This window comes from Ancylobacter polymorphus (assembly GCF_022836935.1).
Lineage (GTDB): Bacteria > Pseudomonadota > Alphaproteobacteria > Rhizobiales > Xanthobacteraceae > Ancylobacter > Ancylobacter polymorphus_A.
Genome location: NZ_CP083239.1, coordinates 3362361 through 3385033, shown reverse-complemented (window position 1 = coordinate 3385033; position 22673 = coordinate 3362361). Strand labels below are relative to the sequence as shown.

Genomic DNA, 22673 nt, shown 5'->3' with positions numbered 1-22673 from the left:
GCGCATGCTCTAAAGCGGCGCCCCCGCCAGCAGGCGCGGCACGTCGCTGGTCGGCCCCACGCCCTCGCGCATCACCAGCCGCCGCAGCCCCGGCGAGCGGCCGAGCATATAAAGCCCGAGCCCGCGCAGGCCGGCGACGGGGAGAAGATCGGTGAGCAGCGAGCGGTTGAACAGATCAATGGCGAAGCCGCGCGCGGCGACATCGCGGCGGCGGCGGCGCTCATAGGCTTCCGTCACCTCGGCGCCGCCAATGTCGCGCCCGGCGCGCACCGCATCGCTGGCGATTTCGGCGAGAGTGGCGGCGTCGCGCACGCCGAGATTGAGCCCCTGCGCGCCAATGGGGGGAATGATGTGGGCGGCCTCGCCAATCAGCGCGATGCGGCCGCGGGCGAAGTGCGTCGCGGTGCGCTGGCTGAGCGGGAAGCTGCCGCGCGGCGAATCAAGCTGCATCGTCCCGAGCAGCGAATGCGCCTTGCGTTCCATCTCGCGCGCGAAGGCGGCGTCGTCGAGCGCGGCCAGCGCTTCCGCCTCCGCCGCCGAGACGACGCAGACGACGCTGGAGCGATTCCCGGGAAGGGGCACGAGGGTGAACGGGCCGGTGCGGGTGTGGAATTCGGTAGAAATGTCGCGATGCGGGCGGCTATGGGCGAGGGTGGCAGTGACGGCGACCTGGGGATAGGCGCGCGCCGTCACCTCGATGCCGGCCGCCCGCCGGCAGGGGGAGTTGCGTCCATCCGCCGCCGCCACCAGCGCGGCGTCCACCTGTTCGCCGCTGTCGAGTTCCAGCGTCGCATGGGTAGCGCTTTCCCTGACGCCGGAGACGCTGGCCTCACGCCGTGTGATGCCGGGCGTCGCCGCCACGGCGGCGTCGAGCGCGGCGAGCAGCGCCTCGTTCTCCACATTCCAGGCGAAACCGTCGAGCCCCAGCTCGCCGGCGCGGAACTCGACCTCGGGCGCGCGGATCAGCCGGCCGGTATCGTCCACCAGCCGCATCACCCGCAGCGGCGAGGCGTTCGGGCGCAGGCGCGGCCACACGCCGAGCGCTTCCAGCGCCTTCACCGAGCCGTCCATCAGCGCCGTGGCGCGGGGATCCACCGCGCGGGGCGGGGCGATGAGCGTGACGGGCAGGCCACCCGCCGCCAGCGCCAGAGCGGCGATGAGGCCGCTGGCGCCGCCGCCGACCACCGCCGCCCGCTGTCCTGTGTGCAGTTCGGATGACATGTGAACCTCCATGTGCATCACCGGGACTATAAGCCGGACCTGGAGTGTGGGATAAGCAGCCCGGCGTGGTCTGGCAATGCGGATCGCGGCGGGCGCATGTTATATGTCAGATGTTGAAGAGGCAGGCGGCGATCCCACGGGTCGCACGGTCGGGGGAGGAGAGCCGGTGGCGATGACAACCAAGTCGCTCAGTGCGGGGCCGGCCGGACGACGCACGCTTGCTTTCGCCGTCCACATCTTCACCGCCTCCGGGGCGGTTTGCGGCCTTATGGCGCTGATGGCGGCGGTGGAAGGCCATTGGGCGATCATGTTCGCCTGGCTCGGCATCGCGCTGTTCGTCGACGGCATTGACGGCACCATGGCCCGGCGGGCGAAGGTGGGCGAGGTGCTGCCGCGCTGGTCGGGCGACACGCTGGACCTCGTGGTCGACTACCTCACCTATTGCCTGGTGCCGGCCTTCGCGGTGGCGAGCGGCGGGCTGATGCCGTTCTGGCTGGCGGTGGCGGCGAGCGCCACCATCCTGCTCACCAGCGCGCTCTATTTCGCCGACACCTCGATGAAGACCGACGACCTGTATTTCCAGGGTTTTCCGGCGGTGTGGAACGTGGTGGTGTTCTATTTCTTCCTGGTGCCGCTGAACCCGTTCGTGATCGCCGGCATCATCGCGCTGCTGGCGGTGCTGACCTTCCTGCCGATCAAGTTCGTGCATCCCTTCCGCGTCGTGCGGCTGCGGCTCGTCACCCTCGCGCTGCTGGCGCTGTGGGCGGTGCTGGCGGTGATCGCGGTGCTTGAGGACATGCGGCCGGATGTGTGGGTGACGGTGGGCCTGTGCGCCTGCGCGGTCTATTTCGCGCTGTTCGGGGTGATTCCGGTGCGCAAGCGCGCCGCCGGCCCGCAGGCCTGAGCGCCGGCGGCCTTCCCCCTTCCCCTTCGCGTCAGGAGAGCACGATGGTCGTGGCGATTCGCATCCATGAAACCGGTGGACCCGAGGTCCTGCGGCTGGAAGAGGTGACGCTCGGCACGCCCGGCGCGGGCGAGGTGCGGCTGCGCCACACCGCCATCGGGCTCAATTTCATCGATACCTATTTCCGCAGCGGGCTCTACCCGGCGCCGGGCGGCCTGCCCTTCACGCCGGGTAACGAGGCGGCCGGCATCGTGCTGCAGGTCGGCGAGGGGGTGAGCGGGTTCAAGCCCGGCGACCGCGTCGCCTATGGCTCGGCGCTCGGCGCCTATTGCAGCGAGCGCATCATGTCTGCCGCGCCGCTGGTGAAGCTGCCCGAGTCCATCGCCGACGAAACCGCCGCGGCGATGATGCTCAAGGGCATGACGGCGCGCTATCTGCTGCGGCAGACGCATAAGGTGAAGGCCGGCGACACGCTGCTGGTGCATGCGGCGGCAGGCGGCGTCGGGCAGATCCTGTGCCAGTGGGCGACGCATCTCGGCGCCACCGTCATCGCCACGGTGGGCTCGGCGGCGAAGGCGGAGATCGCCAAGGAGTGCGGCGCCGCCTATGTCATCAATTACAGCGAAGAGGATTTCGTCGCGCGGGTGAAGGACATCACCGAAGGCGCGCTGTGCGATGTCGTCTATGACGGGGTGGGGCAGGCGACCTACCCGGCCTCGCTCGACTGCATCAAGCCGCGCGGCCTGTTCGCCAGCTTTGGCAACGCCTCCGGTGCGATCACCAACTTCAGCCTGCTGGCCCTGTCGCAGAAGGGCTCGCTCTACGCGACGCGGCCGACGCTGTTCACCCACATCTCCACCCGGGAAGACCTGCTGGCGAACGCCAACGACCTGTTCGAGGTGGTGTCGTCCGGTGTGGTGAAGATCCCGGTGAACCAGCGCTACGCCCTCGCCGATGCCGCCGATGCGCATCGGGACCTGGAAGCGCGGCGCACCACCGGGTCGACCGTGCTGCTGCCGTGACGGTATCTCGATCCGGCAGACTGACGCAAAACGCGCCAGTTTTCGAAATTTTCGGACCAGACTTTAGGCTTGCCCCGCGTGCCCGCCATGCCATGCTGCCGGCTCGTAACCCCACCAGCGTGCTGCGCATGACCCTTTCCCGCCACCTTGTTTCCCCGACTTCACGCCCGCGCGGTGCCGGGCACCGCGGCTGTGGCCGCTAGGGCGGGGCGCGGGGATGGGGGAGGCGGCACGCCAGCCGGAATCGCTGCTCGAAGCGGTGGAACTCACCAAGCGCTTCGGCGCGCTGGTGGCCAATGACCATGTGAGCCTCGCCATCCGCGCCGGCGAGACGCATGCGCTGCTCGGCGAGAACGGCGCCGGCAAGTCCACGCTGGTGAAGATGATGTGCGGCCTGCTGCAGGCCGATTCGGGCGAGCTGCTCTATGAGGGCACGCCGATCGTGTTTCCCGACCCGGCGAGTTCCCGCGCCAAGGGCGTCGGCGTCGTGTTCCAGCATTTCGCGCTGTTCGACGCGATGACCGTGGTGGAAAACGTCGCGCTCGGGTTGCCCGGCCACCAGCCGCTTTCCGTGCTCGCCGCCCGCATCGACGATTGCGTGCGCCGCTATGGCCTTGCCGTCGAGCCCTATCGCCGCGTCGGCGAACTCTCCGTCGGCGAGCGCCAGCGGGTGGAGATCGTCCGCTGCCTGCTCGGCGATCCGCGCGTGCTGATCCTCGACGAGCCGACCTCCGTGCTCACGCCGGACGAATCGGAAAACCTGTTCCGCACCGTGGATGTTCTCACCGGCGAGGGCCGGGCGGTGCTGTTCATCAGCCACAAGCTGGACGAGGTGCGCCGGCTCTGCCACCGCGCCACCGTGCTGCGCGGCGGCAAGTTCATCGCCGAGGTCGATCCCAAGCGCGAATCCTCCGCCAGCCTCGCCCGGCTGATGGTGGGGGCGGAAGTGCCGCGCACGCCGCGCGTGACGACCCACGCGCTGGGCGAGCCGCGCCTCTTGGTGCGCCACCTCAACCTTCCCGGCGACGGGTCGCGCGGCTCGGCGCTGCACGACATCAATATCGAGGTGCGCGCGGGCGAGATCGTCGGCATTGCCGGTGTGGCGGGCAACGGCCAGACGGCGCTGTTCAACGTGCTCTCGGGCGAAACCCTGGTCGAGGATCAGGAGAGCATCGTCATCGACAAGGTGGCCGCCGGCGGGCTGGGGCCCACGGAACGCCGGGCGCTCGGCGCCGGCTTCGTGCCGGAGGAGCGGCTGGGCCATGCCGCCGCACCCGATATGCGGCTGTCCGACAATGTGCTGCTGACGACCCATGGCGACGGCGAGATCGTCACGGCGGATGTCATTCGCCGCACCACCCTGTTCGGCCGCTTCCAGAAGATCGTGAAGGGCTTCGACGTGCGCTTCGGCGGCAAGGACCCGAAGGCGCGGCGGCTGTCCGGCGGCAATCTGCAGAAATTCGTCATCGGCCGCGAAGTGCTGCGCAACCCGGTCCTTATCGTGGTCGACCAGCCGACCTGGGGCGTGGATGCCGCCGCCGCCGGCTTCATCCGCACCACGCTGCGCGAGCGCGCGGCGCAGGGCTGCGCCGTGCTGGTGGTGAGCCAGGACCTCGACGAATTGCTGGAATTCACCGACCGCATCGCCGTGATGAGCGAGGGGCGCCTCACCGCGCCGGTGCCGGTGGAAGAAACCTCGCGCGAGGCGATCGGCCTCGCCATGGGCGGCGCCCATGGCGCGCATGACAGCGACGCGGAGGGGGAGGGCCACCATGCCGCTTAGGCTCGAACGGCAGGAGAACATCTCTCCCCTGCGCCACGCGCTGGCGCCCGTCGTGGCGCTCCTCGTCACGCTGGTGGTCGGGGCCTTCATGTTCGTCGTGCTCGGCCACGATCCGGTGCGCGCCTTCGCCATCTATTTCATCGACCCGCTCGGCGATCCCTACACGCTGCAGGAACTGGTGGTGAAAGCCGCCCCGCTGCTGCTGATCGGCGTCGGCCTCGCCTTCTGCTACCGCGCCAATCGCTGGAACATCGGCGCGGAGGGCCAGTATGTCGCCGGCGCCGTGCTCGGCTCCTGGCTGGCGCTGGCGACCCATGGCACCGAGGCGGGACCCTGGGTGCTGCCGGCCATGCTGGTGCTCGGCGCCATTGGCGGGGCGCTGTGGGGGCTGATCCCCGCCTTTCTGCGGGTGCGCTTCGGCTCCAGCGAAATCCTCACCAGCCTGATGCTGGTCTATGTCGCGCAGCTCGGGCTCGATTATCTCGTGCGCGGCCCCTGGCGCGACCCGCAGGGCTTCAACTTCCCGCAAAGCGTCACCTTCGACGATGTGGCGCTCATGCCGCTGTTGATGGGCGAGGGGCGGCTGCATGCGGGCATCGTCATCGCGCTGCTGGCGGTGATCGCCGCCACCTTCGTGCTCGGGCGCACGCTGGTGGGCTTTTCAATCGAACTCGCCGGCTCGGCGCCGCGCGCCGCCGCCTTCGCCGGCTTCGACGAGAAGCGCGTGACCTATGGCGTGTTCGCGGTGTCCGGCGCGCTGGCGGGGCTGGCCGGCATCATCGAGGTGGCCGGGCCCATCGGCCAGCTGCAGCCGACGATCTCGCCCGGCTACGGCTTCACCGCCATCATCGCCGCCATGCTCGGCCGGCTGCACCCGGTGGGTATTCTCATCGCCAGCCTCGTGCTCGCTCTGACCTATATTGGCGGCGAGGCGGCGCAGATCAGCATGCGCCTTCCCTTCGACGTGACCCGCGTGTTTCAGGGCACGCTGCTGATCGCCATTCTCGCGGCCGATGTGCTGGTGCGCTACCGCATCCGCCGGGTGGAGGGAGCGACCCATGCTTGACGCGGCGATCCTCGGCGCGGTGCTCGCCAGCATCGTGGCGGCGGCGACGACGCTGCTCATCGCCTCGCTCGGCGAACTGGTGGCGGAACGCGCCGGCACGCTCAATCTCGGCGTCGAGGGCATGATGATCGTCGGTGCCGCCGTCGGCTATGCCACCGCCTATGGATCGGGCAGCCTGCTGCTCGGCACGCTGGCGGCGGTGCTGGCGGGGGTGCTGCTCTCGCTCGTCTTCGCCGGCCTCGCCATCTGGCTGGCCACCAACCAGGTCGCCTCCGGCCTTGCCACCACCATTCTCGGCCTCGGCGTCGCCGGGCTGATCGGCTCCAATTTCGTCGGCACCCGGCTCGACGGTGCGCCGGAGCTGGTGATCCCCGGCCTGACCGACCTGCCGATCATCGGCGAGGCGGTGTTCGGGCAGAATGCCTATGTCTACGCCTCGCTGGTTCTGCTCGCCGCCGTCACCTACACGCTGGCGCGCACCCGCATCGGCCTCGTGCTGCGGGCGGTGGGCGAGAACCACGCGGCGGCGCATGCGCTCGGCCACCCCGTGCGGGGCATCCGCACGCTGGCAGTGATGTTCGGCGGCGCCTGCGCGGGACTCGCCGGGGCGCATCTCTCCCTCGCCTATACCCCGTTCTGGGCCAGCGACATGACCGCCGGGCGCGGCTGGATCGCGCTGGCGCTGGTGGTATTCTCCGCCTGGCGGCCGCTCTGGCTGCTCGGCGGCGCCTATCTCTTCGGCGCGGTCTCGATCTTGCAGCTGCATGCGCAGGGGTTCGGGCTGGGCATTCCCTCACAGCTCTTGTCGTCGCTGCCTTATCTCGCGACGATCGCGGCGCTGGTGGTGATCTCGGCGCTGAAGCACGGGCAGGGCGCGCCGGCCTCGCTGGGCGTGCCCTTCGTGCCGGACCGCTGACGACGACGACAGACCCGGCCGCGCCACGCGGCCTCCCGGCGCGCGAAGCGGTCGCGCGTGCCGGTGATCCCTCCGGCCGCGACTGACGGAGCGGAGACGTTCATGCGCAAGATTCTCTCCATGGCGGTGGCCATCGCCTCGGGCCTCGCCCTCGCCGGGGCGGCGGCGCCGGCCAAGGCGGCGGAGAAGCTGAAGGCGGCCTGGGTCTATGTCGGGCCGGTCGGCGATTTCGGCTGGTCCTACCAGCACGACCAGGGCCGCCTCGCGGTCGAGAAGAAGTTCGGCGACAAGGTGGAAACCACCTTCGTCGAGAACGTCTCCGAAGGGCCGGACGCCGAGCGCGTGATCGAGCAGCTGGCGCGCGCCGGCAACAAGATCATCTTCACCACCTCCTTCGGCTTCATGGAGCCGACGCTGAAGGTGGCCAAGCGCCATCCGAACGTCTATTTCGAGCACGCGACCGGCTTCAAGCGGGCCAAGAACGTCTCGACCTACAACGCCAAGTTCCATGAGGGCCGCTACGTCCTCGGCCAGATCGCGGCCAAGATGTCGAAGACTGGCACGGTGGGCTACATCGCCTCCTTCCCGATCCCGGAAGTGATCTCCGGCATCAATTCGCTGATGCTGGGCGCGCAGTCGGTCAATCCCGACATGAAGATCAAGATCGTCTGGGTGAATTCCTGGTTCGACCCGGCCAAGGAAGCCGACGCCGCCAAGGCGCTGATCGATCAGGGGGCGGACGTCATCTCCCAGCACACCGACAGCCCGGCCGCCATGCAGGCCGCCGAGTCGCGCGGCGCCAAGGCGTTCGGCCAGGCCTCGGACATGATCAAGTTTGGCCCGAACGCGCAGCTCACCGCCATCGTCGATGACTGGGCGCCCTACTATATCGAGCGCGTGCAGGCCGCCCTCGACGGCACCTGGACCTCCACCGACACCTGGGGCGGCATGAAGGATGGCGAGGTGGTGATGGCCCCCTACACCAACATGCCCGACGACGTGAAGAAGATGGCCGAAGCCACCCAGGCCGCCATCACCTCCGGCGCGCTGCATCCCTTCAAGGGCCCGATCCTCAACCAGAAGGGTGAAGTCGTGGTGAAGGAAGGCGAGGTGCTGGCCGACAAGGACATCTTGTCGATGAACTGGTACGTGAAGGGCATCGACGACGCCGTGCCGGGCAAGTAACGCCGCTCCCTTTGGGCAGACCTTTCGGCGGCGCGGCGCGGTCCGTGCCGCCGAAGTCGGCAAAGCCGGCGCCCTAGGCGATGGCGCGGGCGGGGAACGTGTTCCCGTCCGGGCCGCACCGCCGTCTCGATCCGATGACGTTTCCCGTGGACAGCGCAGACGCCGGCGCCGCCACGTCTTCCCCCGCTTTTCTCCCGATCTTCGCGCCGCCGCGCCCGGACGCTATGCTGTGGCGCCGGCGCTGCTTCAGCGCGCGGAATCAACGGCCCCCGGCGGTGGCGGCCCAGGCGGAGCGGTGAGGTGAGCATGTCCGGCGACGATGACGAACTGGCGCGCGAGGTCGACTTCCTCAAGGCGCTGGTGCGCGTTCCCAGCGACAACCCGCCGGGCGACTGCGCCCCGCATGCGGAAGTGGCGGCGCAGTTGCTGGAAGAACTCGGTTTCACCGTCGAACGCCACGCGGTTCCGGAGCCCTTCGTCCGCGCGCATGGCATGAAATCCGTGGTCAACCTCATCGTTCGCGAGCGCTTCGGCAGCGGCAACGGCCCGGTGATCGCGCTCAACGCCCATGGCGACGTGGTACCGCCGGGCGAGGGCTGGACCTACGACCCCTATGGCGCCGTGGAAAAGGGCGGGGCGATCTATGGGCGCGGCGCGGCGGTGTCGAAATCCGATTTCGCCACCTATGCCTTCGCGCTGCGGGCGCTGAAACAGCGGCCGGAGGGCCTGGACGGCACGGTCGAGCTGCATTTCACCTATGACGAGGAGGCCGGCGGCTTTGTCGGGCCGCAATGGCTGCTGGGGCAGGGGATCAGCACGCCTGACCTCGCCATCTCCGCCGGCTTCTCCTATGCCGTTGTCGTGGCGCATAATGGCTGCCTGCACATGGAAATCGTCGTGCGCGGCAAGCAGGCCCATGCGGCCATGCCGGAGACCGGCGCCGACGCGCTGGAAGCCGCCACAGCCATTCTCAGCGCGATCTATGCCGAGCGCCGCCAGCTCGGCAGCCGCGTCAGCGCCACGCCGGGCATCGGCTCGCCGAAAATCACCGTCGGCCTCATCTCCGGCGGCATCAACACCAATGTGGTGCCCGACCGCATCGTGCTGCGGGTCGACCGCCGGCTGACGCCGGAAGAGAATGGCGAGAGCGTCGAGGCGGAACTGCATGCGCTGGTGGAGGGCGCGGTAGCGGGGCAGGCGGGCATCGAGATCGAATGCCGCCGCCTGATCCTCGCCGAGCCGCTGCGCACCCTGCCCGGCACGGAGCGGCTGGTGGAGACGATCCAGCGCCACGCGACCGAGGTGTTGGGCGAAACCCCGCCCGCCACCGCCGTGCCGCTCTACACCGATGCCCGCCACTACACGGCGGCGGGCGTGCCCACCGTGCTCTACGGCGCCGGGCCGCGCTCCATTCTGGAAGCCAATGCCCATGCCGCCGACGAGCATGTGCGTATCCGCGACCTGAAAGCGGCGACCCAGGTGATCGAAGCCGCGCTGCGCGACCTCTTGAACCCCTGAGGCGGAGACGCGAACGTGACGTGGACCCGCCTCTTCGTCAGCGAGTATTTCCCGCTGTTCGTGGCTTTCGTCGCCATCGTGCCGCTGCTGGCGGGATGGGCCTGCTACCGCGTGGCGATGCACCCGCGTCTCGTCGCGGTGTTCGTGCCGCGCGACCTGCAGACTTCCTATCTCGGTGCGCTCACTTTGCCTTTCGCGCTGTTCCTCGCCTTCATGGTGAGCGACATCTGGAACCGCGAGACGCTCTACGCCAAGACCGTGCTGCAGGAAGTGCAGAAGCTCGACGCCATGCTCGATGTGGCGCGTGTGTGCGGCCCGGTCTGCGCACCGATCGACGACGCGGTGGGCGTCTATGCCCGCGCGCTCGCGCGCTATGAATGGGACGAGGGCTGGGTGCGCCCGCAGGCCGAGGTCTCAGCCACCTTCGAGGCGCTGGTCGACGCCATCGGTCGGGCGGAGGCGGATTCCGCCATTCCGACCTATATCCGTTCGGTGCTGCTGACCGGGCAGATCGAGCTGCGCCGGCTGCGCACGGATCGCTACTTCATCCTGCACGCGGATCTGGCGCCACATCGCTGGATCGTGGTGATGGTGCTGGGCCTGCTGTCGCTGGTCGGGCTGGCGGCGCTGCATGTGGGCAAGCCCTATCAGCTCATCCTCGGCCTCTCGACCTTCGCCATCGCCTTCTCGATGACGCTGGCCTACACGGTGGTCCTGGCCTGGCCGACCGTGGACGAGAGCATCATCCCTTCCGAACAGCTGCGCCGGGTGCTGGAATAGCCCCGCCCGGCGCCGTGCGGGCGGTCAGTACCCGACCGCCGTGCCGTGCAGGTCATAGGCGTCGGCACGCTCGATCTTGACGGTGACGATCTCACCGACGCGCAGCGGACGGCGGGCGGCGACATGCACCACGCCGTCGATTTCCGGCGCATCCGCCTTGGAGCGGCCGATGGCGACGGTGGGGCCGACGCTGTCGATGATGACCTGCTGGCGGGTGCCGACCTTGCGCTTGAGCCGGCGGGCGCTGACGCGCTGCTGCACCTCCATGAAGCGCTTCCAGCGCTCCTCCTTCACCTCGTCCGGCACCATGTCGGCGCCGAGCGCATTGGCGGGGGCGCCGTCCACCGGCTCATATTTGAAGCAGCCGACCCGGTCGAGTTCAGCCTCTTCGAGGAAGGCGATGAGTTCTTCGAACTCCGCCTCGGTCTCGCCGGGGAAGCCGACGATGAAGGTCGAGCGCAAGGTGAGATCCGGGCAGGCGGCGCGCCAGGCCTGCACGCGGGCGAGCGTCTTCTCGTTCGAGGCCGGGCGCTTCATGCGCTTGAGCACAGTGGGGGAGGCGTGCTGGAAGGGGATGTCGAGATAGGGAAGGATCACGCCCTCCGCCATCAGGCCGATGACTTCGTCGACATGGGGGTAGGGGTAGACATAGTGCATGCGCACCCAGGCGCCGAGGCCGCCGAGTTCGCGCGCGAGATCGAAGAAGCGGGCGCGGACCTCGCGGTCCTTCCAGGTGCTCGGCGCGTAGCGCAGATCGACACCATAGGCCGAGGTGTCCTGCGAGATGACGAGGAGTTCCTTCACCCCCGCATTCACCAGCCGTTCCGCCTCGCGCAGCACATCCGCCGCCGGCCGGCTGACGAGATCGCCGCGCAGCTTCGGGATGATGCAGAAGGTGCAGCGGTTGCTGCAGCCCTCGGAAATCTTGAGATAGGCGTAATGGCGCGGGGTGAGCTTGATGCCCTGCGGCGGCACCAGATCGACGAAGGGATCGTGCTGCGGCGGCACCGCCTGATGCACGGCGGCCAGCACGCTTTCATATTGCTGCGGGCCGGTGACGGCGAGCACGCCGGGATGCACGTCGCGAATCTGCTCGGGCTCGGCGCCCATGCAGCCGGTGACGATGACCTTGCCATTCTCCTTCAGCGCATCGCCGATGGCGGCGAGGCTTTCGGCCTTGGCGCTGTCGAGGAAGCCGCAGGTGTTGACGATGACGAGATCGGCGCCCTCGTGATGGCGCGACAGCTCATAGCCTTCCGAGCGCAGGCTGGTGATGATCCGTTCGCTGTCGACCAGCGCCTTCGGGCAGCCGAGCGAAACGAAGGAGATGCGCGGCGCCTCACCGCGCGTGGAGGAGAGGGCGTCGGGGGACGCGATGTCGGCCATGATCGTGGGGGTACCCGGCATTTCAGGATCGCGAGGCGTTACGGCACGCCGCCCGATCCGTCAACTGCGCCGGGCGCGGCCCCGCCATGCCGAGCTCCCTCTCACAAGCGTCCCCGACGCGGCTCTCAGGCCGCCTGGTCTTCCATCGACTGTGCGAGCACGCTCTCGAACAGCTCGACCTCGGGATGGCCGAGATAAAGCGGCTTGTTGGCGCCGGCGCTGCCATGCGCCTTGCGGAACGCTTCCGAGCGCGTCCACGCCTCGAAATCCGCCCGCGACGCCCATTGCGAATGCGAGGCGTAAAGGGTGTGGTCGTCCTTGGTGGGACCGCGCAGCAGATGGAACGACTTGAAGCCCGGCACGGTGCGCAGATGGCTGTCGCGCTCGCGCCAGACGGTTTCGAAATCGGCTTCCGAGCCGAGCTTCACCTTGAATCGGTTCATTGCGAGGAACATGGCGCTCTCCTGTGTTTGACCCGGCAGGGCAGACTTAACCCATGGTCGCGCCAAGGTCGATGCGGCGCAGGGCGGCACGGGCCGCGCGCAAAAAAGAAGGGCGGCTCGCGCCGCCCGCCAATATCCGGGAGAGACACATCCGGAACTGGGCTTACTTCAGCTTGTCGACATCAATGCCGAAGGTGACGGCGCCGATGGCCACATCCTTGTCGGAGATGGTCACGCTGACCTGGGCGATCTTCTTGCCGTCCTCTTCCTCGACCTTGTCGACGAAGATGGTGCCGGGGCCGACCGCATAGGTCTTCTGCCACTTCGCCTCATCGGCCTGCCAGAGGTCCGAGGTGCCGTCGGTCTGGCCGACATTGAGGCCGCGATTATCCATCACGAACGCCTCGGTGATGACACCGCCGGAGGCATCCTTCTTCTGGATCAGGAATTCGGACAGCTTGTTCTTGCGAACCGGGTCGACCACCGCCGGGTCCTTGGCGACCCACGCCTTGTCGAGGGCGATGATGTCTTCCTGCATGAGGCGCTTATGCGCCTTGTTCGAGTCGATGACGGCGGTGATCACCACCGGGTCGCTGAGCCAGGGGACGATCTTCTCCTGCACATAGGCCGTCGCCGGCTTCACATGCGCCGCCTGTTCCTGCGCGAAGGCGGGGGCGACGGCGAACAGGCTCGTCGCCGCAGCGAGGGCGACGAAGGTGCTGCGGATCTTCATTGGCGTTTCCTCCTCAGGACGGTCTTCTGCCGTCCGTCCGCAGCGTAGCATGATGTATCGGCGGGCACGCAAGAGGTATTCGACGCTGCATGGCAGCATTAATAATGCCATTAATTCGCACAAGCGAAATAATTCAGCCGCGAATAGTATATTCTTTACTTATCCGGTCAGGGTGGCAACAATTCAGCCGCGCGCCGTGCCGGAAAAGCGCCGCACGCGCCCGACAGAAGGTCGCGACAGCTGACCAAGGGGAACAAGCACGCTGACGACGCTTTTCTATTGGCTGGCGCGCCTCCGGTACCTGCGCACTAACCATCAGCCATCGTCTGGAATGCCGCATTACATGTACGATGTTCGGTATTCTTCATGGGGGACATCACGGTTTCACGCAAACGTGTGAACGCCCTTCCGCCCTAATTGCCGCGATCCGCCATGGTCGTGCCCGGATACTTCTTGACTGCGTCATTTGGGTGCCAAGATAGTCAGCCTAGGATGTGCCTGCCCGTCGAGGGTCACGGCCCCACCTCCGACGGGTTTCACAAAAGGCCGAAACGGGAGGTTCACATGACCAACATTGTTGAAGGCCCCGCCTTTCGCCCCGAACCGCTTCACCTGCTTATCGGTCAGGAGGACCTGACCGTCGCCTCGCTGGACGAGGCCATCGGATTCATCCGTTCGCTGCGTCACGACCGCCTCGGCCGTTTCGCCGAAATGCTGCTCACCCAGCTGGAATCGGCCCGCCTGCCGCAGCAGAAGAGCGACGCCTGGGTCGCCTTCGCCACCTGGACGCAGGCCTGCCAGCTGCGCAACGACGCGCACCACTGGAGCCGGGCCGCGTAGCGGTAACTGGTTGGCGCGCGGAAAGACATATGCACTTCCCGCGCGCGAGCATCCCGGCAAAGCGATGGCGGCGACCGCGCGGTTGGGGTAACGGTGGCGATGGGGGAAGAGCGATCCGTTAGTCGAGCAACCGATTTGAAGCCTGTCACTGCCACCGTCGCCGCGCTCGCCGTCGGCGCTGCCCTCATCGCCCCACCGGCCGCGCTGGCCCAAACCAGCCGGCGCGCCGAACAACCAGAACCGGCCTCGCCCGCGCCGGCTTCTCCGCCTGTCGTCCTGCTTCTGGACGGTCTCGGGGTCTATGTCGAAAGCGACTATATCGGCGTCTCCGCCTTGACCCGGCCGCTGGCGCGGCAGGGTTTCCAGACCCGCACCGATTCGCATCTGATGATGAAGTCCAAGGGGATGGTGCCCGATGTCATCATCGGCCATTCCATGGGCGGGGAGAGCGCCCTGCGCTACGCCACCGAACTGGCGCGCGCCGGCTACAAGCCGCCGCTCGTCATCACCATCGACGCGGCGCCTGCCCCGCCGGCCTGCACCGTGCCGCGCTGCATCAACATTGCGGGTCCCGGCTTCGCCAATGTGCGCGGCGCCCGCAACATCAGCGCCTGGGACGCCGGCGCGCGCTTCGTCAACCACGCCCAGCTGCCGACCCACGCCGCCGTGCAGGAGCTGATCCTGCGGGAGACCGGCGCCTTCATGGCCGCGTGGAAGGCCGGCCAGCCCAAGATCGCGCGCAGCGCCAAGCCGGCCGCGCGGCAGAATGGAGCGGAAGCCGCCGCTTCCGCCGAACCCGCTCCGCCGCCGTCCGCGCCGAAAATGTGGACCATGCCGGGCTGGACCGTGCCCGACTGGGCGACGCCGGGCGCAACCGGCACCCGCCAGGGCGGCTGAGCGGCGCCAGGGCCGGGCAGGGCGTGCGTCAGCCCTGGCTGTAGCGCAGATGGTCGATCAGCGCCCGCAGCTTGGGCGCGAGATTTCGGCGGCTCGGATAGTAGAGATAGAAGCCTGCAAAGGGCGGGCAATACGCCTCCAGCAGCGGCACCAGCTCGCCACGGGCGATGTAGGGCCGGAAGGTCTCCTCCATGCCGAAGGTGAGACCGCCCCCGGCCAAGGCGAGCTTGATCATCAGCGCCATGTCGTTGGTGGTGATTTCCGGCGCGACCGCGACGGTGAAATCCCGGCCGTCTTCCGTGAACTCCCAGCGATACGGCGCCTTCTGCGGCGCCGGCCGCCAGCCGATGCAGCGGAAGCTGGCCAGCTCCCGCGGATGCGCCGGCGCACCGGCGCGCGCGAGATAGTCCGGGGCGGCAACCACGATCTGCCGCTGTTCGGCGGAGACCGGCACGGCGATCATGTCCTGCTCGATCACCTCGCCGAGCCGCACGCCGGCGTCGAAGCCTTCGGCGACGATGTCGAACTCCTCATCCGTCACCGTCACATCGAGCTGCACCGCAGGATGGGCATCGGCGAATCCCGCCAGCAGCGGGCCGGCGAGAAAGCGCTCGGCGATGGAGGAGACGGCGAGCCGGAGCTGGCCACGCGGCGCGCTGGCGTGATCGCCGGTGCTCTCAACCGCCGCCTCGATCTCCGCCAGTGCCGGGGCCAGCGCGGCATGCAGCCGCTCGCCGGCCTCGGTGAGGCTGACGCTGCGGGTGGTGCGGCGCACCAGGGCGAGCCCCATCGTCGCCTCCAGCCGTCCGATGGTCTGGCTCACCGCCGAGCGGGTGACGCCGAGGCGGTCGGCGGCCGCACGGAAGCTCCGCTGCTGCGCCACCAGCGCGAACACGGCGAGGGCGTTGAGATCCGTCGGCATTGGTAAGCTACGCTTTCCTCTGTGTCGCCCGGTCGGCGGCTACTCGCGACAATGCCGTCTGACTACCTTCCTGCCAACACCAAACACACGGAAGGAACAGCAACATGGCTTTGGAAAAAACGACTCTCGACAAGGTGGTCCTGATCACCGGCGCCTCCAGCGGCATTGGTGCCGGCATCGCCCGCGAACTCGGCCGCGCCGGCGCCCGCCTCGCGCTGGGCGCGCGCCGCACCGACCGGCTCGACGCGCTGGCCACCGAGATCGCCGAGGCGACCGGCGCCGAGGTGATGACCCGTCGGCTCGACGTGACCGACCGCGCCGATGTCGCCGCTTTCACGGAGGCGGCGCGGGCGCGCTTCGGCCGGGTAGACGTGCTCATCAACAATGCCGGCATCATGCCGCTCTCGCTCATGGCCTCGCTGAAGGTGGAGGAGTGGGAGCGCATGGTGGATGTGAACATCAAGGGCGTGCTCAACGGTATCGCGGCCGTGCTGCCGGAGATGACCGCGCGCGGCGCCGGCCACATCGTCAACATCGCCTCCATAGGCGCGCTCTCGGTGGTGCCGACGGCGGCGGTCTATTGCGCCACCAAATTCGCCGTCCGCGCGATTTCAGAGGGGCTGCGGCAGGAGAACCGGCAGCTGCGCGTCACCTGCGTCCATCCCGGCGTGGTGGAGAGCGAACTCGCCGACACCATTACCGACCCCGCCGCTGCCGAGGCGATGAAGAGCTACCGCGCGATCGCCCTGACGCCGGACGCCATCGGCCGCGCTGTGCGCTTCGCGCTCGAACAGCCGGACGATGTCGATGTCAGCGAAATCGTCGTCCGCCCCACCGCCAGCACGTGAGGAGGCGGGCATGACGCATCCCCTCCGCCTGCTGACACGCCGCGCCGCCCTGGGGGCGGCGCTCCTCACCTCACTGACCGGAGTCATTCCTGCCATGACGCAGCCCTCGACCGCGCAACCCGCCTCCGCCCAGACCCCGCCCGACCGCGATCATCCCTATGTCGGGCTGTGGGTCACCGCCGATCGCTATGTCAGGCACGAATTGCTGCCCAATGGCCGCTATGATGAGGCGCGAGGCTCGCGCGAGAGCGCCTATCGCGGCCGCTACGAGGTGCGAGGGACGCAGATCGACTATTGGGACGACACCGGCTTCACCGCCGACGGCGTGTTCGTCGATGACAATACGCTGCACCATGGCGGCATGGTGTTTCGCCGGGCGAAATGAGGCGGGCTGAGCCGGGCCGGGGCAACACCGCAGCGATGACGCAGACGAGGGGGAGGGGCGGGCGCGGCGACATGCCCGCCGCCCCTCCGCCGCGCCGATCGGGCGGGGGAACGGCTTGACGAGCAGGCACCGGCTGGGGCATGGCTCGCCGGCGATCCCGCCCGGCCTGCCGGGCCCGAACCCGACGCATGACGGGCGGCTTGCCTGGCGAAGCCGTTTCCTTGGCAGGCTGTCTCCTAGTGGGGCTGCCTTAGCTGGACGGAGGGAGCCCGGTGCCGATCCGGTGCCAGGTTCGGAAGCGGATCGCCGATGATGTCTGCCGCAACGGCCGATGTTGTCACGGGGAAGGGTGGCCGAGTGGTTTAAGGCAGCGGTCTTGAAAACCGCCGTGGGTTCACGCCCACCGTGGGTTCGAATCCCACCTCTTCCGCCAGTTTCGTTTTTAAGATCAATGCCTTACGGCACTCTCCCGGCGCGCAACAGGGCCTCAGGTTACCGGGAACAAACGGCGACAGATCGCACCGGAATGCACGTTTCGGCGCAAGAAGTCCCGAAATAGTCCCGAACGGCGTTCACGGGGTGTTCTCGGTCTGGAGCGACTGGTCGCCCTTGGCCTGGCCTTCCGGAAGGAAGCCGCCAAGTCGAATGAAGCCAATGCGTTATCCCGAAGTGGGAAATGAATCCGTCGCACCGGCTCGCAAGCATTTGCAACACCGCTCTTTCCCACCTCCGGCCTAGGTCGGCTCCTCCCTCTCGAATTGCGCACTGACCACCTTGTCGGTGCAAATCCACAGGTGGCTCGTCGCCGAGTCGGCGAAAGGGTAAGGGCCGCTTGGCTCGCGCTCACCGCACACGCGGCAGCGCATTCGCTTGCGCACATCGTGGATGGTCTCGCCCGGGCGCGCCCATAGCTCCATCACAGAGGCGCGGACATAGACGCCTCGGTGGCCGCAGCGGCATTGAAATCCGACCAAAGGGCTGGTGTTCCGCATGAGAACATACTGAGAACGCGTCCGCCGAGAGTCAACGCCGCCGTTTGCTCCGCGGATTGCCAACCGGGCCTGCCGTGGCAGGCTGCACTGCGGTCTCAGCAGCTAGGATGCCCGCCTCGGCCGAGGCGGCAATGAGCGCGTCACGGAATGCCCCTGCGGTGCCATGCCCGCCTAGCGCGTCGAGGGCCGCCACCTGCGCCGCCCGGTGCGCCAGTGTATCCATCATCTCAGGCGGCCACTTGATCAGCAGGAAGTTAGCGGCGCCTTCCACATCGCCGAGCGTGCGCCGCGTGGCATTGCCTTCCCATACATGAACAGGTGCAATCGGTATCATCCTGACTCAACACCGATCCGGCCTTCGGGTTGCCGGCCGATGTGCGAATCGTCGATAGGGATCGGATGCAGCCATACGAGATCGTGCGGAAGAAACTCATCAAGACGGATGGCGAGTGGCGGATAGCGCCGGAGCCTCCACCGGCAGACGCGCGCACATGGATCGGCAACCTCGCCTTTGTGCCTGGCGCTGCGACGGAGGTTCGGAAGAAGGTCGACGCGATCAAGATCAGCTTCGCCGCCGATGTTCTGCCGGCCGAGGGGGGCGCTTGGGTGTGGGCGGGCATCAGCGATCTAGAGAAGATCGTCCGCGCGCTCAGGACGGAAGGCTAGCACGGGCGGCGCCGCGCCTTCTGAAAGGAAGGCGCGGCGGACCTATAGAGATGGACTACGAGCGCCCAGTGAGCGTCGGGTGGCGCATCATCCCAGGCTTAGGCGCTCCGCTAGGAGGCAAAAGCTTCTGCAGATAAGGCAGGGCAGCAGGGTCGCGAGGCGAAAAATACTGTTCCGCGTACTGCGGAATCCAGACCGTCTCGACAAACTCAATGAACAAAGGAAGCATGGAGTTCGGGTATTGCCGCACAAGGCCCTCCCACTGTGGGGTCTTGTGAAGGTAGAAGCTATGAGCGTCGCAAACGCTGGGATGGTTGGCTTTCAGCCATGACGAGAAGCGGCTGCCAACCGCTCCATCGAGGCGAATTTCTTTCCCGTCGGGAGCGCGATCTGCCAGCCGATGTCCGGCCATCTCGAGCCTTCCCCACACACGCGCAACGGTTTCGCTGAGAATCGAGAAATGCCCCGCATCGACGCGGTGCCAGTTCTCATTGAAGCGCCGGATGAAAGCCGGCGTCTGCGAAAGCTCATACCCGCCGGTTTTGCGGATCGACGGCAGAACTTCCGACGTGACCCACTTCCGGAAGCGCTTCGCCTCCGGCTTGGTCGAACGAAGGATCAGAGAATAGAGACCGGACTCGCTGATGACTGTCATCTTCTGAGCGCGTCCGATGGCGTCGGTAATTCCGACGGCATCCTTTTCGTCATCGTCGAGCCTAGAAGCTGCGTCGCTCGGATTGGCGATATCCAGCTTTTTGCATACGTCCAAAAGAACGAACCAAGGCTCGCCATTTCGGTCGATCACACGGAAAGTGTCGTGCTGAGGGTCGTGAAACACCTTGAGAGAGTACTGCATTAAGGCTTCCCAAATTGGGCCGGAAAGCGCTTGACAGAACGATAACCGGTCCTATTTAAAGGACCTGTCCAATGTACCGTTCCGCAAGGCTTCCAGGCAGTTGCGGATTCAAGAGAGCCGGGGCGCCAACCCCGGCTTTTTGCTGTCCCGAGGGACAACCTGAGGCAAATGGTCGTGGCGTGATGCTTCCGCAAGGGCGGCTCGACAAGAATCTTTCGAGAATGGAACAAAACGCGAAAAAAGCGCCCCACCACCCATAATGGCAGCGGGGCGAGTGGGGTAGGCTTTGAACCGGGAGAAGTCCCGGCCGCTATCCGCGCGGCTCGCGCGAATGGGGGTTGTCGAAGAGTGAGCGCTGGGGCCGGCAGTCGGCCGAGCGCAGGTCGCAGATGAGAAGCTCGGCCGCCTCGGTCGCGGCGCTGCGCCCGATCGTGTAACGCAGCCGCACCTCATCCATCGGGAACGCTGCGAAGACGCGCCGGATCTCCGGCGTGTCGTTGATCGAGAGCAGGAACCGCCCCTTCAGGTCCGCCAGTTGGGTGGCCATGCGCTCGAACTCGCCGGGCGGGAACACGCCCGCCCCATAGTCGTCCTCGCTGCCGTGATAGGGCGGGTCGAGGTAGAACAGCACGCCCGGCCCGTCATAGCGCTCGAGGAGCGCGCCATAGGGCAGGTTCTCGATCACCACGCCCGCCAGGCGCTGCGCCAGCCCGTCGATCAGCGGGCGCAGCTTCCTGCGGTCAACGGCGGCGGATTCCAGCGGCGAGACGCCGAAGGTTTGCCCCGTCACCTTGCCCCCGTAGCTGGCCCGCTGCAGGTAGAGAAAACGCGCCGCCCGCTCGATATCGGTAAGGCCGCGCGGGTCGGTCGCCTGCAGCACGTCATAGGTGGCGCGTGCCGTCAGGAGGAAGCGGAACTGCGCTTCGAGCGCATCCGGGTGGCGCTGCACCACCCGGAACAGGTTCACCACCTCGCCCGACACGTCGTTGATGATCTCCGCCGGCGGGCGCCGGTCCCGTCGGAGGAAAACGCCGCCCATGCCAATGAAGGGCTCGGCATAGCTGCGGTGCGGAATGGCGCCGATCCGCTCGACGATGAGCGGTGCGAGGCGCTTCTTGCCGCCGATATAGGCGGCGATCGGCCGGGCAGGGCGCACCGGCCGGAGGGTATCCATCTCCATGATTTGGTAACTCGCGATAGGGCACAGTCCGTGCGCGCGCCGGCTGCGCTCGGCGGGTGGCCTTTTCGCTATGCGAGGCTGCGCGGGTTGATCTGCCAGGACTGGCCCGCGGCGGAGGGGTGTTAGCGCGCCCCAATGCCCCGCCGATCACCCGGCAGGGCTGTAAATGTCAGAATTCGGGCTTGATCTCCGGCAGCGCCGGCCAGCGGCCCTCATAGGCGTCCGCCCGCACCTGGTGCCGGGCCTGCCGGATGAAGCGCTCGATCTGCTCCATCTCTTCCAGCGTCCCTATGGCGAAGGACGAAGGGCCGGCGATGAGCAGCCGGCCCGTGGGCTTGTGAAAATCGGCCCGGAGGCCGGTTGCGGTGTCGACGATCACCGCGGCCATGGCGGCGGTCTCCATCCCGGCGGCGGGCCGTCTCGCCAGTGGCGCACCCAGCGGATCGCCGCCTCGCACAGCGACATGCCGATGAGCCCCAGGATAAAGCCCACCATCCCCTCGACAGAGGCGGGCGATATCTCCGGCGCCGCCAGCCAGCGCGCCGCGAAATGCGCGCCGATGGGCGTGCCATAGCCGGCGACAGCGGTGCCGACGACAGCCGCGCACACATGCCGCGCCAGCGAGCCGCCCGGGTGTGTCAGCGAGCGGGCCAGCCCGCCGACGAAGCCGGCCGCAAGGTGCGCGATCTTGATGCCCCACAGGGCCGGGTCAGGCGGGATATCGGCCACCACTACCCCCTCAGCGGCGGCCAAGCGGCGTCTTCGCCACCCAGCGCCCATACAGGGTCACGAGCCCGCCCACCAGCGTGCCGGCCGCCGTCGCCACGGCGATGATGGTCTCGACATCCTGCGGGCTCACCGCCAGCCCCAGCAGCCCGCACACGCCGGCGCCGATCGAGACGATGGCGCCGATGGTGACGCGGGACTGATACCAGGGCTCGGCATTGGTGGCGTATTCCACCTGCGCCGCCACCTCGCGCACGGCGGCGCTCTCGCGCACCTGCCGCTCCACCTCGGCGGCGATGAGGGGCGCCTGCGCCGGCGGCGCATCATTGCGCGGCGAGCGGATCACCTGCTGCACGATCTCCCCGATAGCGGGGAGCAGAACCGTCGTCAGAATCGGGGTCACGGCAGGTACTCCTTGATGTTGAAGCCGAGCGCGCCCAGCAGCGCCGCCAGCGCGGCAATGAGAGCGGTGATGAACGGAGCGAGCCGGGCCGCCGAGGAGGCGGGCGGCGGGGTTGTCACGGGCACCCCCGCAGCGGCAGGCACCGCGCGCGCCGTCGCCAGCGCCTTGGCGATCACCGCCTCGAAGGTGGCGGCGGGTACGAGCGATTTGTTGAGCGCATCGCCGGCGTAATAGGATTGGCCGCGCTGCAGCGTCCGGTGCGCGCCCTTGGTGGCCGCCAGCACCGGCATGGAGGCCCACTCCATCGCCAGCCGCTTACCGAATTCCTCGAGGGAGATGCGCCTGGCCACGGCGTCCGCATAACCCCGGCGCTTGAGCAGGTGATAGCCCAGCCGGTCCTGCAGATTGGCGTCGAAGATCTGCGAGCCGCGCAGGCCAAGCTCGGCCTTCAGATCTTGCAGCGTCGCCCGCATGAACTGGTAGGCACCTGCGGCGCTGGATTTGTAGGCGCGCGTCCAACCCGGCCCGGCGGCGATCACCTCGTCGATGGTCATCCGCGTCAGAGGCTTCGGCAGATGCCGCTCATTGTGGCCGAACAGCGTGTCATAGGCAGTGGCGTCGCGACGGCCCGTCTCGGTTTCACGCATGAAATCGAGCAGGATCGCGGCGCCGGCGGGCACCGTGGGGTCCATTGTTATTCTCCCGTTGGAAATGAAAAAGGCCGCCTGAAGGGGCGGCCAAATAGGCGGGGTCGAGAAGCGAATACCGCTCGGGGTTCGCTACGTGGGCTGTTTCAGCTATAGATAGTGGGCTCGCTCATATGCCCGTCAGGCTTGTGAGTGGGCGGCCGGGCGTGGTTGCGGGCGCGCCCGGCCTCTCACGCGGTGCGTGTCGGTCTAAGCGGCCACGACGGGCGAAAGCCCCAGCATCTGGGTCGCCGTGATGCCGTCAAGGCCGACGACAGCGACTACGCGGCCTGGGGCCGCTATGCGCTCGGCTAA

24 protein-coding genes, 1 tRNA gene and 1 pseudogene are annotated in these 22673 nt (G+C 67.8%); 14 read left to right on the top strand and 12 right to left on the bottom strand.

Annotated features, from left to right (window positions below; all coding sequences use genetic code 11):
• Positions 1-9: 9 nt before the first annotated feature.
• On the bottom strand, positions 10-1221 hold the full coding sequence (locus tag K9D25_RS16030; protein ID WP_244376631.1) for a UbiH/UbiF family hydroxylase: 1212 nt from the start codon (positions 1219-1221) through the stop codon (positions 10-12).
• 172 nt (positions 1222-1393) lie between these two features.
• Between K9D25_RS16030 and K9D25_RS16025 the strand changes: the two genes are divergently transcribed.
• From K9D25_RS16025 to K9D25_RS15990, 8 genes are all read left to right on the top strand, one after another.
• Positions 1394-2125 (top strand): CDP-alcohol phosphatidyltransferase family protein, encoded by a 732-nt coding sequence (locus K9D25_RS16025; protein ID WP_244376630.1) that lies wholly within the window; start codon positions 1394-1396, stop codon positions 2123-2125.
• A 44-nt stretch (positions 2126-2169) separates the two neighbouring features.
• A complete protein-coding gene (locus K9D25_RS16020) occupies positions 2170-3147 on the top strand; it encodes a quinone oxidoreductase family protein (protein ID WP_244376629.1) in 978 nt (325 codons plus the stop codon).
• Positions 3148-3364: 217 nt separating this feature from the next.
• Positions 3365-4930, top strand: coding sequence for an ABC transporter ATP-binding protein (locus tag K9D25_RS16015; protein ID WP_244376628.1), 1566 nt, complete (start codon positions 3365-3367; stop codon positions 4928-4930).
• Positions 4920-5996, top strand: a complete 1077-nt coding sequence (locus K9D25_RS16010; protein ID WP_244376627.1) for an ABC transporter permease — start codon at positions 4920-4922, stop codon at positions 5994-5996. The genes K9D25_RS16015 and K9D25_RS16010 overlap by 11 nt, the downstream gene beginning before the upstream one ends.
• Entirely contained in the window at positions 5989-6912 is a 924-nt protein-coding gene (locus tag K9D25_RS16005; RefSeq protein ID WP_244376626.1) for an ABC transporter permease, read from the top strand. Before K9D25_RS16010 ends, K9D25_RS16005 begins: the two co-directional genes overlap by 8 nt.
• 102 nt (positions 6913-7014) lie before the next feature.
• Positions 7015-8097 (top strand): BMP family ABC transporter substrate-binding protein, encoded by a 1083-nt coding sequence (locus K9D25_RS16000; protein ID WP_244376625.1) that lies wholly within the window; start codon positions 7015-7017, stop codon positions 8095-8097.
• Between the two features lie 300 nt (positions 8098-8397).
• Positions 8398-9615, top strand: a complete 1218-nt coding sequence (locus K9D25_RS15995; protein WP_432207887.1) for an ArgE/DapE family deacylase — start codon at positions 8398-8400, stop codon at positions 9613-9615.
• A 15-nt stretch (positions 9616-9630) separates the two neighbouring features.
• Positions 9631-10395: a hypothetical protein gene (locus K9D25_RS15990; RefSeq protein WP_244376623.1), complete on the top strand. Its 765-nt coding sequence runs from the start codon at positions 9631-9633 to the stop codon at positions 10393-10395.
• Between the two features lie 24 nt (positions 10396-10419).
• Here the strand turns inward: K9D25_RS15990 and rimO are convergent, their stop codons facing one another.
• From rimO to K9D25_RS15975, 3 genes are all read right to left on the bottom strand, one after another.
• The gene (gene rimO / locus K9D25_RS15985; protein WP_244450894.1) at positions 10420-11781 is read right to left on the bottom strand and encodes a 30S ribosomal protein S12 methylthiotransferase RimO; all 1362 of its coding nucleotides are present in this window, start codon (positions 11779-11781) and stop codon (positions 10420-10422) included.
• A 125-nt stretch (positions 11782-11906) separates the two neighbouring features.
• A complete protein-coding gene (locus K9D25_RS15980; RefSeq protein ID WP_244376622.1) occupies positions 11907-12236 on the bottom strand; it encodes an antibiotic biosynthesis monooxygenase family protein in 330 nt (109 codons plus the stop codon).
• A gap of 151 nt (positions 12237-12387) precedes the next feature.
• A complete protein-coding gene (locus tag K9D25_RS15975) occupies positions 12388-12957 on the bottom strand; it encodes a hypothetical protein (protein ID WP_244376621.1) in 570 nt (189 codons plus the stop codon).
• Positions 12958-13521: 564 nt separating this feature from the next.
• On the opposite strand from K9D25_RS15975, the gene K9D25_RS15970 reads away from it, so the two are divergent.
• Together K9D25_RS15970 and K9D25_RS15965 are read left to right on the top strand one after the other, a co-directional pair.
• Positions 13522-13797: a hypothetical protein gene (locus K9D25_RS15970; protein WP_244376620.1), complete on the top strand. Its 276-nt coding sequence runs from the start codon at positions 13522-13524 to the stop codon at positions 13795-13797.
• Positions 13798-13932: 135 nt separating this feature from the next.
• Positions 13933-14694, top strand: coding sequence for a hypothetical protein (locus K9D25_RS15965; protein ID WP_244376619.1), 762 nt, complete (start codon positions 13933-13935; stop codon positions 14692-14694).
• A gap of 28 nt (positions 14695-14722) precedes the next feature.
• Here the strand turns inward: K9D25_RS15965 and K9D25_RS15960 are convergent, their stop codons facing one another.
• Positions 14723-15616: a LysR family transcriptional regulator gene (locus K9D25_RS15960; RefSeq protein WP_244376618.1), complete on the bottom strand. Its 894-nt coding sequence runs from the start codon at positions 15614-15616 to the stop codon at positions 14723-14725.
• A 104-nt stretch (positions 15617-15720) separates the two neighbouring features.
• Here K9D25_RS15960 and K9D25_RS15955 point away from each other — a divergent pair, with 104 nt between their 5' ends.
• The 3 genes from K9D25_RS15955 to K9D25_RS15945 all read left to right on the top strand — a co-directional run bounded on the left by K9D25_RS15955 (position 15721) and on the right by K9D25_RS15945 (position 17282).
• Positions 15721-16464 carry an SDR family oxidoreductase gene (locus K9D25_RS15955; RefSeq protein WP_244376617.1) on the top strand — a complete coding sequence of 248 codons (744 nt, stop codon included), beginning with the start codon at positions 15721-15723 and terminating at the stop codon, positions 16462-16464.
• A 10-nt stretch (positions 16465-16474) separates the two neighbouring features.
• Positions 16475-16849: an Atu4866 domain-containing protein gene (locus tag K9D25_RS15950; RefSeq protein WP_244376616.1), complete on the top strand. Its 375-nt coding sequence runs from the start codon at positions 16475-16477 to the stop codon at positions 16847-16849.
• A 343-nt stretch (positions 16850-17192) separates the two neighbouring features.
• A tRNA-Ser gene (locus K9D25_RS15945) sits at positions 17193-17282 on the top strand.
• Positions 17283-17872: 590 nt separating this feature from the next.
• On the opposite strand, the gene K9D25_RS15940 is transcribed toward K9D25_RS15945, so the two are convergent.
• The gene (locus tag K9D25_RS15940; protein WP_244376615.1) at positions 17873-18175 is read right to left on the bottom strand and encodes a DUF982 domain-containing protein; all 303 of its coding nucleotides are present in this window, start codon (positions 18173-18175) and stop codon (positions 17873-17875) included.
• Between the two features lie 65 nt (positions 18176-18240).
• Here K9D25_RS15940 and K9D25_RS15935 point away from each other — a divergent pair, with 65 nt between their 5' ends.
• Positions 18241-18507: a hypothetical protein gene (locus tag K9D25_RS15935; RefSeq protein ID WP_244376614.1), complete on the top strand. Its 267-nt coding sequence runs from the start codon at positions 18241-18243 to the stop codon at positions 18505-18507.
• 529 nt (positions 18508-19036) lie between these two features.
• Here K9D25_RS15935 and K9D25_RS25080 read toward each other — a convergent pair.
• The 6 genes and pseudogenes from K9D25_RS25080 to K9D25_RS15905 form a co-directional block, all read right to left on the bottom strand.
• Positions 19037-19363 (bottom strand): annotated as a pseudogene (locus K9D25_RS25080) (BRO-N domain-containing protein); the annotation flags it as partial.
• Between the two features lie 310 nt (positions 19364-19673).
• Positions 19674-20543 carry a DNA adenine methylase gene (locus tag K9D25_RS15925; RefSeq protein WP_244376612.1) on the bottom strand — a complete coding sequence of 290 codons (870 nt, stop codon included), beginning with the start codon at positions 20541-20543 and terminating at the stop codon, positions 19674-19676.
• Between the two features lie 169 nt (positions 20544-20712).
• Positions 20713-20931: a hypothetical protein gene (locus K9D25_RS15920; RefSeq protein ID WP_244376611.1), complete on the bottom strand. Its 219-nt coding sequence runs from the start codon at positions 20929-20931 to the stop codon at positions 20713-20715.
• On the bottom strand, positions 20919-21296 hold the full coding sequence (locus K9D25_RS15915; protein WP_244376610.1) for a hypothetical protein: 378 nt from the start codon (positions 21294-21296) through the stop codon (positions 20919-20921). The genes K9D25_RS15920 and K9D25_RS15915 overlap by 13 nt, the downstream gene beginning before the upstream one ends.
• Positions 21283-21672 (bottom strand): hypothetical protein, encoded by a 390-nt coding sequence (locus K9D25_RS15910; protein WP_244376609.1) that lies wholly within the window; start codon positions 21670-21672, stop codon positions 21283-21285. Before K9D25_RS15910 ends, K9D25_RS15915 begins: the two co-directional genes overlap by 14 nt.
• Complete coding sequence (locus K9D25_RS15905) at positions 21669-22364, bottom strand: hypothetical protein (protein ID WP_244376608.1); 696 nt, start codon at positions 22362-22364, stop codon at positions 21669-21671. The genes K9D25_RS15910 and K9D25_RS15905 overlap by 4 nt, the downstream gene beginning before the upstream one ends.
• Positions 22365-22673 lie beyond the last annotated feature (309 nt).

Excerpts from the sequence above, each read along its gene's own strand:
- K9D25_RS15905 (WP_244376608.1), bottom strand. The coding sequence starts at position 22,364 with ATGGACCCCACGGTGCCCGCCGGCGCCGCGATCCTGCTCGATTTCATG.
- K9D25_RS16025 (WP_244376630.1), top strand. The coding sequence starts at position 1,394 with ATGACAACCAAGTCGCTCAGTGCGGGGCCGGCCGGACGACGCACGCTT.
- rimO (WP_244450894.1), bottom strand. The coding sequence starts at position 11,781 with ATGGCCGACATCGCGTCCCCCGACGCCCTCTCCTCCACGCGCGGTGAG.
- K9D25_RS16005 (WP_244376626.1), top strand. The coding sequence starts at position 5,989 with ATGCTTGACGCGGCGATCCTCGGCGCGGTGCTCGCCAGCATCGTGGCG.
- K9D25_RS16000 (WP_244376625.1), top strand. The coding sequence starts at position 7,015 with ATGCGCAAGATTCTCTCCATGGCGGTGGCCATCGCCTCGGGCCTCGCC.
- K9D25_RS15975 (WP_244376621.1), bottom strand. The coding sequence starts at position 12,957 with ATGAAGATCCGCAGCACCTTCGTCGCCCTCGCTGCGGCGACGAGCCTG.
- K9D25_RS15925 (WP_244376612.1), bottom strand. The coding sequence starts at position 20,543 with ATGGAGATGGATACCCTCCGGCCGGTGCGCCCTGCCCGGCCGATCGCC.
- K9D25_RS15935 (WP_244376614.1), top strand. The coding sequence starts at position 18,241 with ATGCAGCCATACGAGATCGTGCGGAAGAAACTCATCAAGACGGATGGC.
- K9D25_RS16015 (WP_244376628.1), top strand. The coding sequence starts at position 3,365 with ATGGGGGAGGCGGCACGCCAGCCGGAATCGCTGCTCGAAGCGGTGGAA.
- K9D25_RS16030 (WP_244376631.1), bottom strand. The coding sequence starts at position 1,221 with ATGTCATCCGAACTGCACACAGGACAGCGGGCGGCGGTGGTCGGCGGC.
- K9D25_RS15960 (WP_244376618.1), bottom strand. The coding sequence starts at position 15,616 with ATGCCGACGGATCTCAACGCCCTCGCCGTGTTCGCGCTGGTGGCGCAG.
- K9D25_RS15970 (WP_244376620.1), top strand. The coding sequence starts at position 13,522 with ATGACCAACATTGTTGAAGGCCCCGCCTTTCGCCCCGAACCGCTTCAC.
- K9D25_RS16010 (WP_244376627.1), top strand. The coding sequence starts at position 4,920 with ATGCCGCTTAGGCTCGAACGGCAGGAGAACATCTCTCCCCTGCGCCAC.
- K9D25_RS15980 (WP_244376622.1), bottom strand. The coding sequence starts at position 12,236 with ATGTTCCTCGCAATGAACCGATTCAAGGTGAAGCTCGGCTCGGAAGCC.
- K9D25_RS15920 (WP_244376611.1), bottom strand. The coding sequence starts at position 20,931 with ATGGCCGCGGTGATCGTCGACACCGCAACCGGCCTCCGGGCCGATTTT.
- K9D25_RS15955 (WP_244376617.1), top strand. The coding sequence starts at position 15,721 with ATGGCTTTGGAAAAAACGACTCTCGACAAGGTGGTCCTGATCACCGGC.
- K9D25_RS16020 (WP_244376629.1), top strand. The coding sequence starts at position 2,170 with ATGGTCGTGGCGATTCGCATCCATGAAACCGGTGGACCCGAGGTCCTG.
- K9D25_RS15940 (WP_244376615.1), bottom strand. The coding sequence starts at position 18,175 with ATGATACCGATTGCACCTGTTCATGTATGGGAAGGCAATGCCACGCGG.
- K9D25_RS15950 (WP_244376616.1), top strand. The coding sequence starts at position 16,475 with ATGACGCATCCCCTCCGCCTGCTGACACGCCGCGCCGCCCTGGGGGCG.